12 protein-coding genes are annotated in these 13,517 nt (G+C 34.8%); 9 read left to right on the top strand and 3 right to left on the bottom strand.

Features of this window, described 5'->3' with window-relative positions:
- Positions 1-84 precede the first annotated feature (84 nt).
- The 3 genes from CHB72_RS06245 to CHB72_RS06235 all read left to right on the top strand — a co-directional run bounded on the left by CHB72_RS06245 (position 85) and on the right by CHB72_RS06235 (position 3,300).
- The gene (locus tag CHB72_RS06245) at positions 85-1,473 is read left to right on the top strand and encodes an MATE family efflux transporter (RefSeq protein WP_089282007.1); all 1,389 of its coding nucleotides are present in this window, start codon (positions 85-87) and stop codon (positions 1,471-1,473) included.
- A gap of 149 nt (positions 1,474-1,622) precedes the next feature.
- The gene (locus CHB72_RS06240) at positions 1,623-2,117 is read left to right on the top strand and encodes a prolyl-tRNA synthetase associated domain-containing protein (protein ID WP_089282006.1); all 495 of its coding nucleotides are present in this window, start codon (positions 1,623-1,625) and stop codon (positions 2,115-2,117) included.
- A 184-nt stretch (positions 2,118-2,301) separates the two neighbouring features.
- A complete protein-coding gene (locus CHB72_RS06235; protein WP_089282005.1) occupies positions 2,302-3,300 on the top strand; it encodes an MFS transporter in 999 nt (332 codons plus the stop codon).
- Positions 3,301-3,331: 31 nt separating this feature from the next.
- Here CHB72_RS06235 and CHB72_RS06230 read toward each other — a convergent pair whose 3' ends face one another.
- On the bottom strand, positions 3,332-4,396 hold the full coding sequence (locus CHB72_RS06230) for a hypothetical protein (RefSeq protein ID WP_089282004.1): 1,065 nt from the start codon (positions 4,394-4,396) through the stop codon (positions 3,332-3,334).
- Between the two features lie 287 nt (positions 4,397-4,683).
- Here CHB72_RS06230 and CHB72_RS06225 point away from each other — a divergent pair, with 287 nt between their 5' ends.
- The 6 genes from CHB72_RS06225 (at position 4,684) to CHB72_RS06200 (ending at position 11,309) form a co-directional block, all read left to right on the top strand.
- Positions 4,684-5,484 (top strand): methyltetrahydrofolate cobalamin methyltransferase, encoded by an 801-nt coding sequence (locus CHB72_RS06225; RefSeq protein ID WP_089282003.1) that lies wholly within the window; start codon positions 4,684-4,686, stop codon positions 5,482-5,484.
- Positions 5,485-5,523: 39 nt separating this feature from the next.
- A complete protein-coding gene (locus tag CHB72_RS06220; RefSeq protein ID WP_089282002.1) occupies positions 5,524-6,552 on the top strand; it encodes a LacI family DNA-binding transcriptional regulator in 1,029 nt (342 codons plus the stop codon).
- Positions 6,553-6,636: 84 nt separating this feature from the next.
- Entirely contained in the window at positions 6,637-7,929 is a 1,293-nt protein-coding gene (locus CHB72_RS06215; protein ID WP_089282001.1) for a uroporphyrinogen decarboxylase/cobalamine-independent methonine synthase family protein, read from the top strand.
- A gap of 100 nt (positions 7,930-8,029) precedes the next feature.
- Positions 8,030-8,662, top strand: a complete 633-nt coding sequence (locus tag CHB72_RS06210; RefSeq protein WP_089282000.1) for a cobalamin B12-binding domain-containing protein — start codon at positions 8,030-8,032, stop codon at positions 8,660-8,662.
- 337 nt (positions 8,663-8,999) lie between these two features.
- Positions 9,000-9,758, top strand: coding sequence for an ATP-binding protein (locus tag CHB72_RS06205; protein WP_089281999.1), 759 nt, complete (start codon positions 9,000-9,002; stop codon positions 9,756-9,758).
- 594 nt (positions 9,759-10,352) lie between these two features.
- Positions 10,353-11,309 carry a lysine exporter LysO family protein gene (locus CHB72_RS06200; protein ID WP_089281998.1) on the top strand — a complete coding sequence of 319 codons (957 nt, stop codon included), beginning with the start codon at positions 10,353-10,355 and terminating at the stop codon, positions 11,307-11,309.
- Between the two features lie 427 nt (positions 11,310-11,736).
- Here the strand turns inward: CHB72_RS06200 and CHB72_RS06195 are convergent, their stop codons facing one another.
- Both CHB72_RS06195 and CHB72_RS06190 read right to left on the bottom strand, forming a co-directional pair.
- Positions 11,737-12,948, bottom strand: a complete 1,212-nt coding sequence (locus CHB72_RS06195) for a cation:proton antiporter (RefSeq protein ID WP_089281997.1) — start codon at positions 12,946-12,948, stop codon at positions 11,737-11,739.
- Between the two features lie 29 nt (positions 12,949-12,977).
- A complete protein-coding gene (locus CHB72_RS06190; RefSeq protein WP_089281996.1) occupies positions 12,978-13,331 on the bottom strand; it encodes a hypothetical protein in 354 nt (117 codons plus the stop codon).
- Positions 13,332-13,517: the final 186 nt, after the last annotated feature.

Raw genomic sequence — 13,517 nt, 5'->3', positions numbered from 1 at the left:
ATTATCAAATAGCATTATCTAAGGAGAAAACATACCCTTTATGATTTTTTCTATAAATGCATTGATTAGTTAGGAGAGAGAAGAATGGATCGTTCAAAGCAATTAGGAGAAGAAAAGGTTTTAAAACTATTATTGAAATTTTCCATTCCAGCAATTATAGGTATGCTGGTGAATGCTTTATATAATGTAGTAGATAGAATGTTCATAGGCAACGGAGTTGGTTCTTTAGGGATTGCAGGAATTACCATTGCATTTCCAATTATGATTTTCATTATGGCCTGTGGTATGCTGATAGGTCTTGGTGCGAATTCTCTAATATCTATTCGATTAGGAGAGGATAAAAAAGAAGAAGCTGAACTAATTATGGGGAATGCAATGGTTTTATTAATTGTGATATCTTTAGGAATATCTGTAGTAGGTCTTATATTTATTGAGCCTCTTTTGGAGTCTTTTGGAGCAAGTGAGGCAGTGCTGCCCTATGCAAAGGAATATATGCAGGTGATTCTATGGGGAACAGTATTTCAATCTATAGGCTTTGGAATGAACAACTTCATTCGTGCTGAAGGGAATCCAAAGGTTGCTATGGGGACTATGCTAATAGGTGCATTGCTAAACACAGCCCTTGATCCTTTATTTATCTTTGTATTTGACTGGGGAATAAGAGGAGCAGCATTAGCTACAATTATATCTCAAGGAGTGTCTGGCGTATGGGTACTTTATCATTTCCTTGGAGGTAGAAGTACATTGAAGCTTCGCCTTCAAAATTTAAGACTAGATTTTTCTACTATAGAAAAAATCCTAGCATTAGGTTCTGCGCCCTTTGCCATGCAGTTGGCAGCTAGCCTGTTAAATGTTGTGATGAACAAATCACTAACTACCTATGGAGGGGACATTGCCATCTCAGCCATGGGGGTGGTAACTAGTATCATGACTTTAATTATGATGCCAATATTTGGAATAAACCAAGGAGTACAGCCGATTATTGGATATAATTATGGTGCTAAGAAATTTGATAGAGTAAAAGAGGCTTTAAAACTAGGGATTACTGGAGCTACGGTTATTGTAATTATAGGCTTTATAGCAGTTCGATTATTTCCACAGCAAATGGTGGCTTCCTTCAATCGACAGGATATAGAGCTAATTGCTTTTGGAACACGGGCGTTAAAGATTTATCTAGCATTTTTACCGATCATTGGTTTTCAAATTATTTCTGCCAGCTATTTTCAAGCGATAGGAAAACCAAAGCAGGCTGCCTTCTTAAGCTTATCAAGACAGGTGCTAATCCTCATTCCGGCCGTGCTAATTCTTCCGAGATTTTTTGGAGTAGATGGTATTTTGATGGCAGGTCCATTAGCAGACCTAACCTCCTCAATTTTAACAGGAATATGGATTATAATGGAGCTGAAACATTTGGGAAGACAGCATCAAGAGGGTTTTAATTTAAATGAACTAAATGAAAGATATAGCAATTAAGCTAATTCAAAATACCTTTCTTATCACCATCGGTGTAGGGGAGGATTTTCTTTTTGCATGTTGAAAAAAAGAGAAAAAAATGGCATACTGTAAGGAAAAGATATAAAAGCAATAATCGTTGATAAACATTAGAAAGAGGTGTAGCAACTATGGAAGAGAAGGAATTAAAAGTATACGAGTTTTTAGAAAAATTGGATATATCTTATAAAAGATATGAGCATGTCCCTGTAGCTACGATTGCTGACATAGAAGAACAAGTAAAGGATTTAGAGGTAATACATTTTAAAAATATATTTCTACGGAATTCAAAAGGAGATAAGCATTATTTAGTGTTGATAGATAGTTCAAAAAAAGCCAATACAAAAGCATTAGCTAAGGAGATTGGAAGCACTAGATTGAGCTTTGCGTCTGATGACAGATTAGCAAAGTATTTAGGGCTAGAGCCGGGAGCAGTATCGCCTACTGGATTAATCAATGATAAGCATAAAGAGGTTGAAGTATTGGTGGATAAAGATTTAGCTTCTCAAGAGAAGGTTACACTGCATCCTAATGTCAATACTGCCAGTATAACAATTAACTATAAAGAACTACAAAGATTTCTTGAATGGTGTGGAAATAAAATCCAGTACATTGAGATTCCGTAGATTATTACATAGAGATAAATCAATTATCATAATTGATTTATCTCTATCTTTTAAAAAAATATAAAAGGATTTTTATTCATAGAAATATAAATGGAATAATTGTTGAGGTGTTTATAAGGCTAAGAAATCAGTTTAGATAAAGAACATTTAAAAAACAATAATTTTTATAGGGAAGGAGTATAGTATGAAGGACATAAAAGAGGAGCAAGAGGAACCTAAAATTACTGAAAAACCTGAAGATAAACTTTTGTCAATAATCACGGGAATAACTTGGGTTGCAGGTATAGCTGCTTTTGGAGCTCTATTTAGTAACAATATAGGTATGGCTTTTTTTGTATCACTTACTATCGCTTTTATTGCAGGATTTTTAGTGAAATCCCTTATAATTCTTATGAGGGAAAGTAAAGAAAGGCTTATATCTTTTAAAGAAAAAATTATTTTTGCAATAAAATCCTTTACAGTATTTATCAGTATACTATGTTCCTATATTATTTTTGTTTCACCTTACTATGATTTATATTGGAGCTATTGGGTATTTGTGGCATCCATACTTGTCTTAGTTCTAATGGAGCGGATTGAGAAAAAAAACAACCAAGAGGGAGTCAAGGAACAAGAGGAAAAACGTAAAAAACCATTACAAAAAATAAAACGAATAGGATATTTGATATTTTCTATTCTATTGGCAGTTCCGAACTTTTATCAGTTATATACTCCAAAGCTAACCATCACTCTGAAAGACTTAGCAATGCCATCCTATATGGACCTTAGGGAAATTGAGAAATTAGAAGCTATTCATGGTAGTGGAGTACGATTATATCAAGATTATGAAAGAGTTCATATTAAGGAAGAGGAAAAAATTCAGAGTCTAATAGAGGCGTTAGAAGGAATAACTGTAGAAAATATACGTTTGATTGAAGAGTTTAACTACTTAAAAATGAAAAGAATTGAAGCACCTTATTATAATTTAAATATACACTATGAAGGGGCTAGTGTTCTTCAAGAAGCCTTTAATGAAGAAAAGGGCACGGAAAACAATAGAAGGTATATATATGCTGTAGAGGTTTATCCAAATGGTAAGGTCTATCTAGAAATTGCAACGGGAGGTAGAAGGATGTTTCAAATCTTTCCAGTAAATATAAATAATAAAATCATTCAGGAGCTATTGGGAAGCAGTATGATTTAAATGAGGTAAATAATGAAAATTACGCCATTATTTAACATTCTTTTTCTAAACGCCAAAAAATAGATCTGATACCACGCCACCAATTAGGGTCCTCTGCATACCGGTGATTCATCCAGAAGAAGGGATCCATAAAAGGAGGAAGATCTCCTAAACTATTAAAAACTGTTCTTGCAGCAATTTCTGATGTTTCCTTCAAATTGGTGTTATATTTTTGCCAGCTACCAAATACATTGAAGGGATTATTGATCATAACCTCGCTATTAGGATGGTCCTGAGGTACAAAGGCTTGTTCATGACCAGCGATAGCAAATAACAAAAGAGGATTTAAATCAAACTCTTTTGCAGTATCTAGAACCTGAGAAAAATAAGGCTCTTTTCCTAAAAGGGAGTTCCTTGAAGATAAATAACTTTTTAAATCATCTTCATTTATATCACGATAATATAGATAATGAGGAAAGTTTCTATTAGGCATATGATATTTTTGAAGAACGTAGGCAGGTACTGTATTTTTAAACAATTCCTCCTGAGGTAAATCCTCCTGGATGACCACTAGATTATCAGACGGGAATATTGTATCCTTAAAGGTGGAAACACTTAAAAAAATCATGATGGCTATAGCACACCAAAATATCCAACGCGAAGCCTTTCCCTGTGGTAAAGTAGGAAGGGGCAAAGCTGGATTTTCTTGCAATGCAATATCTTTATCGAAATAATAATGATCATGGTAATATTTTTCTAGTATATCCTTATGTAAAGGAATTTCTATTTTATCGCTGACCCACTTTGTTACGCTTTGTAACAAGCCGTCGGAATGTTCTCCTTCTAATACAACCTTTTGAAGAATTTTATCAGCGCAAAGGTCTTCTTTATCCTCCAATAGGGTTTTTTGGACTAAAGAACTAACGAAACCTTCTTCGTCATCTATCTTAAGCTCAGCCAAGTCCCTATTTACTACATAGGTGATGGAATTCTTTAAAATGGCATGCTTCTTCTCATCTCCGAAAGCTTCGTACTTTTCATCAATATAGCTTTTAAATTTATCTATATCCTTCTGAGATATTATTTTTTTTTCTTTTAATTGGTTTAGAAAATCCATTATATAGAATTCACCACACATCTTTACCAGTATTATATTATAATAACATATTTTATCAACATTAAGAAAGTATGGAATAACAGATTACCTAATATAAATATGAAAATTGAAAAATTTTAAAAATTATCAGAATTTTATATTGAATAGAAATAGAAAAAAATATATAATGATAGCATAAAGAGCTCGGACACTTAACGAAACACATAGAGGATTTTATCTGTTGTAACTATAGAAGGGTCAGGGCTCCTAAAAATTATAAAAGCTAAACTTGGGGAGGGAATAACACAATGATTATTGTGGGAGAAAAGATCAATACTAGTTTAAAGGGAGTAACAGAGGCGGTAAAAAATCGAGATGTAGCGTTTATTCAACAGAGGGCAATTGAACAGGTGGAAAATGGTGCAGACTATATAGATGTAAATTGTGGAACCTTAGTGAATGAAGAAGTTGAAGCTCTACCATGGCTAGTAGAAACCGTTCAACAGGCGGTAGATAAGCCCTGTTGCATTGATAGTCCAAATCCTAAAGCCATAGAGGCTGCTTTAAAAGTGCATAAAGGAAAGGCTATGGTCAATTCTATTACTGCTGAAGAAAATAGATATAGTGAGATTGTACCACTGGTAAAGGAATATAAGAGTGGAATTGTGGCATTAGTAATGAATGATGAATGTGGTATATCAGAAGATGCAGCGAAAAGAATAGAAATAGGTGTGGGTTTGATAGATAGATTAAATAAAGATGGCATTCCGATTGAGGACATTTATATTGATCCATTAATTCAACCTATTAGCACTGCAAGTGATATGGGTATCGTATCGTTAGAAACCATTAAAGGCATCAAGACCACTTATCCCGAAGTGCATTTCATGTGTGGATTAAGTAATGTTTCCTTTGGATTACCTAAGAGAGGTTTATTAAATCGTACATTTTTAGTACTATGTATGATGGCAGGATTAGATGGAGCTATTTTAGACCCTGGAAATAAGCAAATGATGGCAATGATCTCAGCTGCAAAAGCTTTATTAAATAAAGATGAATATACAATGAACTATTTACAAGCCTTTAGAAGTGGGTTGTTGGAGGTATAGTATAAACAAAAAGAGCCCGAATACGTAAGGAGGGGTAATTTGAAGCCAACGATAAGAACTATAGCTGAAGCTGCAATGGTTTCAAGAGGTACAGTAGATAAGGTTTTGAATAATCGACCTGGTGTAAGCCAAGAGGTAAGGGATAAGGTAAGAAAAATATCAGAAGAGATGGGATATCAGCCTAATTTAGCAGGTAAAGCATTGGCCTACCAAAAACATCCCTTAAAAATAGGTGTTGTCATATTGAACAAAAATGACTCAATCTTCCATGAAATATATAAGGGAATACATCAAGCCTTTGAGGAATTGAAAGATTTTGGTATTTCAATAGAAACCCTTATGATGGAGAACATCACAGGTGATGAACAGCTAAAATGTATTAAAGAACTGCGACAGAAAAATATTGCAGCTCTTGCACTATCTCCATTAGAAGAAGAATTTATTAGGGAGGAATTACAAGAGCTAGCTAAAGAAGACGTTAAAATTGTTACCTTTAATACAGATATAGCAGGTATAGAAAAGCTATGCTTTATAGGGCAAAATTTAGTACAAAGCGGAAGAGTGGCTGGAGAATTGATGGGTAAGCTATTACCTAATGGAGGGGAAATTGCCATTATCACTGGCTCTAGAAAAATCAAGGCTCTACAGGAAAGGGTACAGGGCTTTAAAGAAATCTTAGAAGGAGAATATGTTTCACTAAAGATAACTGAAATGCTAGAGGATGTAGGAGATAATGATACTTCTTATGTAAAAACCCTAACATTACTTGAAAAATATTCAGACTTAAAGGCTATTTATATTACTGGTAGAGGTGTAGGTGGAGTTGGAAAAGCTTTACAACAGCTTAATCGTCGGGACATAAAGCTAGTAAGCTTTGATACAGCACCAGAGACAGTTGAATTAATTAGCAACAAAATAATAGATTTTACTATAACCCAAGAGCCTTTCATGCAGGGATACTTACCCATTAAGATGATCTTTGATTATTTCTTTAAAAACCAAATGCCTTTAAACGAAAACATTTATACAAAGCTACAAATAGTAACGAAAGAAAATATGGACTATTAGCAGGGCAGCACCATATTTTCTTTTGAACCAACCGAGCCCGAGCACTTAAACTATATTATTTATTATTTTAAGGAGGAATTATACATGTTTGAACATTTAAATCTTCGTGTAAACTTCAACAATGCTGATTACTCTAATCTTTCTTTAAGCAATGCTGATAAAGAGGTTCTAAGAGAACTAGCTAAAGAGTTAGCTGAAATTGCGGGCCGTCCAATTATGGCAGAAAGAAAGAAGTTATGGACTAGACACAACAATTTAGAGAAGACAAGACCTCTTATTCTTTGCGATCCAGAGAATGGGTGGAACGAGATCATATTAGATAAGGACATAAAGTGTGAGAACAGTATTGCTAGACATTGGGAATGTTATTTAAGAAAAATGATATTTTGGGGCAATGAGATGAAGGATGACTATGTATTAGAGCCCTACTTTAATGTATTCCATGTCTATAAAGAAACACAATGGAGCATAGATGGTAAAGAGGATCCGAGAAAATCCGCTAGAGAGGATGGGGGAGCCTATGAAATTCATACAATACTTGATAGCTATGATTTAATTCCCGCCATCAGAAAACCACGAATTGACATTGATTATGCAACAACAGAAAAGGTGTTAGAGATCGCCCATGAAGTCTTCGATGGGATTTTAGAAGTAAGGCTTCAAACCGTGTGGTTTTGGTCTGTAGGCCTTACAGATGAATATGTTTTCTTAAGAGGTATGGAGAAGCTGATGTTTGATTTCTATGATTCTCCCGATAAGGTACATGAGATAATGGCATTATTATTTAAGGGAACAATGGAAAAGCTAGATTTCTTGGAAAAGAATCGTTTGTTAAGCCTAAACAATGACAATTCCTTTGTAGGCTCAGGTGGTATAGGCTATACAGATCAGCTACCTGGAAAAAATTTTGATGGGCATGTGACTACAAAGCATATGTGGGCTCTAGCAGAGAGTCAGGTAACAGTGGGTATTTCTCCAGATATGTTTAAGGAATTTATCTTTCCCTATCAGAAAAAACTGATGGAGCGTTTTGAACTTACCTGTTACGCTTGCTGTGAGCCAATGGATCAAAGATTTGACATTGTTAAGGTTGTGCCTAACCTAAGAAGGGTATCTGTATCCCCATGGGCTAACAAAGAAATCATGGCAGAAAAGCTAAGAAACCAATATATCTATTCTTTAAAACCATCTCCATCACCATTATCAGTAAGTCATATGGATGAAGATTTGGTAAGAAAGGATCTTCGAGATGTATTGAGAAAGACAGTTAACAACCAAGTGGAAGTCATCATGAAGGATAACCATACCTTAGGAAACAATCCAAACAATATCGTTAGGTTTGCTGAAATCGCAAGGGAAGAAATAGAATCTTTATAGAAGATTATGAAAAGGATGTAGAAAATGGCAAACCTTTAGTGGCGAGGCCATTGAAAAAGATATGTTAGATAGGAAATACCAATTAATAGGAGGTAAGGACATGTCATTGTATGATCAAATTGCGGAGGTATTACAAAAAGGCCAAGTAGCGGAAGTTCAAAGATTAGTGAAAGAAGCATTAGACCAAGGATTAAAATCAGAAGGCATTTTAAATGAAGGATTATTAAAGGGTATGATGGATATCGGAGATCGATGGAAAAGAAATGAAGCTTTCGTACCAGAGGTTTTAATAGCAGCTCGTGCCATGAACGGTGGTATGGAGGTTCTAGAGAAAGCCTTAGCAGATGAGGATGTCAAGCCAAAGGGGACTGTGGTTATGGGTACAGTAAAGGGAGATTTACATGATATAGGAAAGAACCTAGTAGTTATGATGATGAAGGGTGCAGGCTATAAGGTAATTGACTTAGGAGTAGATATTCCAGCAGAAAAATTCGTAGAAGCAGCAGAAGCACATCAAGCAGATGTTGTCTGTATGTCAGCTCTATTAACAACAACCATGCCATATATTAAAACAGTTGTTGATGAGTTTGAAAATAAAGGTGTAAGAGAAAAATATGCTATAATGGCAGGAGGAGCACCTGTAACTGAAGAATATGTAAAGGAAGTTGGAGGAGATTTCTACACTAAAGATGCAGTAAGTGCAGCTGATAAGTTAGCAGAAATCATCAATTAGATATGCGCTTATAAAATGAGACTTAATTCATAAGTAGACAACCGAAAGTTTGATTTGCAACTTTCGTGTTGGTCACTTAGTTTGTTTATCTATAAGCAGATAACCAAAATCTTTGATTTTGTGTTAGTCGCTTAGTTTGTTTATCTAGAAGAAGCGGGAGTCTTAGCAATACACCGAAGGATAAATTTTAAATAGAAAATATAAAAAGTCACTATTTTTTACTACTACTACTATTAAAAAGGCCTACCAGTGTCGTAAAATAGTAGTAGTATTTGTTTTAGAAAGTGAATCTTTACTATTAAAACAGTACATGGATTGTTGAGGAGTGTGGAGCAAAATGAATATTACCGTTCATAGCAAAGATCGTGTAAAAGAATTCCAATCAGAAAAGGTGAATATGCTGATTGATATAGGAACTAATGGAGAAATTGTTATAGGCAAAAAAGATCGCATGTTGGCTACTGCCACTGCAGCTGGACCTGCCCTAGAAGGTGGAAATATCTCCTGCGGAACTGGTTGCATAGCAGGAGCTATAGCTTCGGTAACCTATCAAAAGGATGCTTTTATATATGAGGTCATTGGAAATCAACAACCCATAGGGATGTGCGGATCTGGCATTATTGATACAATCGCCGAAGGACTAAGGCATGGTTGGATAGACAGCACAGGACGATTAGCAGAAACATTTGCTAATGGAGAAGTCGTTGTTTATCATAATGACAAAGAGGGCTCTATAAAGATCACTCAAAAAGACATAAGAGAGATACAATTGGCAAAATCAGCTTTAAGATCGGGAATTGAGTGTTTAATGCAGGAATATGGAGCAAGTTCTAATGACATAAATCATGTCTATTTAGCAGGAGGATTTGGCAGCAATATCAACATAGAAAATGCAGTAAGGATAGGGTTGATACCAGAGGAGCTAAAAGATAAGATCAAGATTAGCGGTAATACTAGTCTAGGAGGAACTGTGAAATATCTCCTTGATAAAAACTGCAAGGAAAATCTGGATACAATAGTGGAGAAGGCAAAAGCAATTAATCTCTCCATGAGCCCACAATTCAATCATTTGTTTATTGAAAATATGTTTTATTAAAGCAATAAAGGTCTAAGTTTTTGTTGGACCTTTAGCTATGTACTTATAAAAAGCATGGCTCATTATTAATATAGGCATACCCCCATAAATTTCAATTCAAATGGATGGCTTTGTAACAGATATGCATCGACAGCGAATCCATATAGTAAAAAGCTTACTAGTGGAAGAAATTGAATTCTCCAATAATAGCAATCTATCAAGATCTGTAGAAACTCAATTTCTATTTGGCAGTAGTTTACTATTATGGTTTTTAACATTGTTGGCAATATGGCGCAGACCATATGGATGGGGTTATTATTAATAATAATATATAAAGGGGAAAGCAATGAGAATTATCATTCTTTCCCTTTTTGTTTTAAAGGAGTGATCTAATAAAGTCTTTAGTTTCCAACTGCTTAGCAGAAGGGAATACAGTATGATAGTAGTATATGAAGTGAGAGAGAGTCTGATTAGTTCAAAAGAAACATGTACTAATATAGAGGAATTTATAATATTTTAAAGAAGTAATTATTAATATAACTTTAACTGAACTATGTGGCACAATGAAGATGAAACCAAAGAAAAAGAATATGTAAAAACTGGAGGTGCTGTTGAATGACATGGATGCCTTTTTTATGCCTTGCTGCAGGACTTTTTATAGGTATGCGCAATTTGACGGAAAGGACACTGAAAAGAATTGATAGAATTATCAATATAGCCTTAGTTGTGCTTATGCTGACGATTGGAATGAATATCGGCATAAATGATTCCGTTATGTCAAATCTGGATTCCATAGGTCTAAATTGTCTTGCTATATCCTTATGTGCCATTGTCTTCAGCATCTTATTTACGGTAATTATAGAGAAAACTATGCTACCGCTGGAAAGGCTGAGGGAGAAGCTCTTATCGGAAAATATCAATATAAATAGCGAAATTGATATTTCGCAGGAAGAAAAAAGTAAAAGTTCACCACTGATTTGGATTATGCCTGTAAGCATTGTTATAGGTGTAATACTTGGTTATTTTGTTATGCTATACATTCCGATCTTTATACTTGATTATCTGCTGGTGGGATCTCTGATTACACTTTATGTCAGTGTTGGCATAAACCTTGGATCCAACAGAAAAGTTTTTAAATATATAAGGATACTTGGTTTTCGAGTCATTTATATTTCAATAGCAATTTTTTTGGGAAGTCTTGTGGGCGGCTTCACAGCGGGAATTCTTCTCGGAGTACCATTACACACATCCGTAATGTCGGCAAGTGGAATGAGTTATTACAGTTTAACGGGAGCATATATGACACAGATTTACGGAATTGAAGCGGGAACTTATGGGTTCGTTGTAAATGTAATGCGAGAATTTTTTACGGTACTGCTGCTGCCATTGCTGATAAGGATCAGTACCGGCAGTCCGATTGCAGGTGGTGCTGCCGGCAATATGGATACTATGCTCGTACCTGTAACGAAATTTGTAGGGGTTGAACTGGGGCTGGTTACTCTGATTACGGGAGCTATTTTGACATTTACGGTTCCTTTTATACTACCTGTTTTATATGGTTTGTTTTTATGAATAACAAGGGGCTGTTTAAAACGTCTACCTTGATGCTGAAATCCGAATCTAGCTCCACCATCCCTGCTAAAAATATCGGTAGTTGTTGAAAAGTGTGATTAGAGGATATCATTAACCCTACTTTTTCTATAAATAAAAATATCTGGGGAGTACAGTTCCATCCTGAATTTAATACAGATATCATACTTACATATATTAATGAACAGAAAGGCATTCTTATAAAAGAAGGGTACGATTTAGACAAATTATATGGTTCAGTGTAAGAGCATTCTTATGGCAAACTTCTATTAAAACGTTTATTGAATTTACATAGGTTTTATTTGAATGGTTAGTGGATATGAAAAAAATACTATCAGCCATGTGGCTGATAGTATTTTAACCATGTGAGAATATTTGATTTTTCCTTCAGTTTGGTTAAAGGAATTTTTTAATTATGTCCTTTAGCCAATGCTTCTTGTGGAGCTACAGTGTCTGGATGAATTTCTCCAGCTCTGTTTAAAGCAAATTTTGCCATAATGGGTCCGATTAATTCATATACGAAAACACCACCTAAAATAATGGTACTTATTTTATCGCCAATTTGAGGTATTTCTTGTTTTACTAACATGGCTAAACCAATTGCTACCCCAGCCTGAGGCAATAAACTAAACCCTAAGTTTTTTACAATCGTATCAGGATACCCTACCATTTTAGCGCCTAAGCCAGCTCCGAGGATCTTGCCAGTTGCTCTTGCTAGTATATAGCCAGCTCCTAATAAGCCCAATTGTCCTAAAACTTCAAGATGTAGACTAGCTCCTGCCAATGTAAAGAAAAACAAGTAAATTGGTGGCGTAAATCTCCCTATAGCATGAAAAGCTCTCATATGGTTCTGCATAAGATTTGTAAGTGTTCCACCAATCATCATACATGTCAATATTGGAGAAAGATGCAATCCACTGGCGATGCCGCTTCCAATTACAACAAAAGCAAGCACAAGTGTTAATAGTTCTTCATCATTTTTAGTTTTATTGGCTAAAAATGCTAGAATGAATCCTGCACCGAACCCTACAACCAATGAACCAACAATTTCAACTAGAGGAGAAATCATCATTTGTAAAAAAGACATATCCCCTGCTCCAAAGGAAATCTTTGTAATGGCCATAGCTATACCAAAACTCATTACACATAAAGCATCATCTATTGCCACTACTGGCAAAATCGTTTTTGTTAAAGGACCTTTTGTATTATATTGTTTTATAATCATTGTTGTAGCAGCAGGTGCTGTAGCAGCTGCTATTGAACCTAATAGGATGCTCAATTCAAAAGATTGATGCAACAAAAAATAACTTGCAGAAAAAACCATAATTATGGTAGCAAATGCTTGAACTACTGTAACAATAAATATTTTTTTTCCTACTTTTATTAATTCTTCAATGAGAAACTCACTTCCGATACTAAAGGCAATAGCTGCTAAAGCAATCTCGTTTATGATAGAAAAACCTTGTATGTTGACATCCGTAATAATATTTGTAAAGGAAGGTCCAATTAATAGTCCTCCTATTAAATATCCAGTTACATAAGGTAATCGTAAGAGTTTAGATAATCTCCCTCCTAAGATCCCTACTAATAATATAATGCTTATTTTTACTAAAAGATTCAAAAAAATACGCCTCCTCAATGCGCTACTATTTATTCATTAAAATTTCCAAGACCATATATTTTACCTACAGGTATTGTGAACATTACACCTGTACCTTCGCTGTTCATATCCCCAACAATTTCATTAACTGTCTCCATGGCTAAATCTGCCATTTTTTCATTCTCCACAACAGTAAAAATAGTCTTGTTATAGGGGCGTGAACTATCAACAAGACCTCTTAAGGTACCTATAATGGGAATGTTATTTTGGGGGCTTTTTACTAAAGCGCTAGCCATACCTTGGCTATCAATAATAGTAGCACCTCTTATACCAATATTTACAAATTCTTTTAGTATGTCGTCTAGACATTCTGTTTTGTTTAATACGATAAACAATGCTTGCATTTTATCCCTTCTTTCAATTTTTCACCATGTATTAAATTGTATACAAAGTGCCGCTAATATGCAAACCCCATTCTTCCTCTTATTTTCTTCTAAGATATTAAAGCCTTATTTCAATAGAAATTACGTGCCTATTTCAAAAGATAGCTTCCAATTTCATTGATATATATAAATAGATAAAAAAAGGGA

The sequence above is a fragment of the Anaerovirgula multivorans genome, from assembly GCF_900188145.1.
GTDB lineage: Bacteria > Bacillota > Clostridia > Peptostreptococcales > Natronincolaceae > Anaerovirgula > Anaerovirgula multivorans.
Note: the sequence above shows the minus strand (reverse complement) of the source record. Positions and strands in the feature narration are given on the sequence as shown.

Bases quoted from the DNA above. Each gene is read 5' to 3' on its own strand.
- CHB72_RS06245 (WP_089282007.1), top strand. From the start codon at position 85: ATGGATCGTTCAAAGCAATTAGGAGAAGAAAAGGTTTTAAAACTATTA.
- CHB72_RS06240 (WP_089282006.1), top strand. From the start codon at position 1,623: ATGGAAGAGAAGGAATTAAAAGTATACGAGTTTTTAGAAAAATTGGAT.
- CHB72_RS06235 (WP_089282005.1), top strand. From the start codon at position 2,302: ATGAAGGACATAAAAGAGGAGCAAGAGGAACCTAAAATTACTGAAAAA.
- CHB72_RS06230 (WP_089282004.1), bottom strand. From the start codon at position 4,396: ATGGATTTTCTAAACCAATTAAAAGAAAAAAAAATAATATCTCAGAAG.
- CHB72_RS06225 (WP_089282003.1), top strand. From the start codon at position 4,684: ATGATTATTGTGGGAGAAAAGATCAATACTAGTTTAAAGGGAGTAACA.
- CHB72_RS06215 (WP_089282001.1), top strand. From the start codon at position 6,637: ATGTTTGAACATTTAAATCTTCGTGTAAACTTCAACAATGCTGATTAC.
- CHB72_RS06210 (WP_089282000.1), top strand. From the start codon at position 8,030: ATGTCATTGTATGATCAAATTGCGGAGGTATTACAAAAAGGCCAAGTA.
- CHB72_RS06205 (WP_089281999.1), top strand. From the start codon at position 9,000: ATGAATATTACCGTTCATAGCAAAGATCGTGTAAAAGAATTCCAATCA.
- CHB72_RS06200 (WP_089281998.1), top strand. From the start codon at position 10,353: ATGACATGGATGCCTTTTTTATGCCTTGCTGCAGGACTTTTTATAGGT.
- CHB72_RS06190 (WP_089281996.1), bottom strand. From the start codon at position 13,331: ATGCAAGCATTGTTTATCGTATTAAACAAAACAGAATGTCTAGACGAC.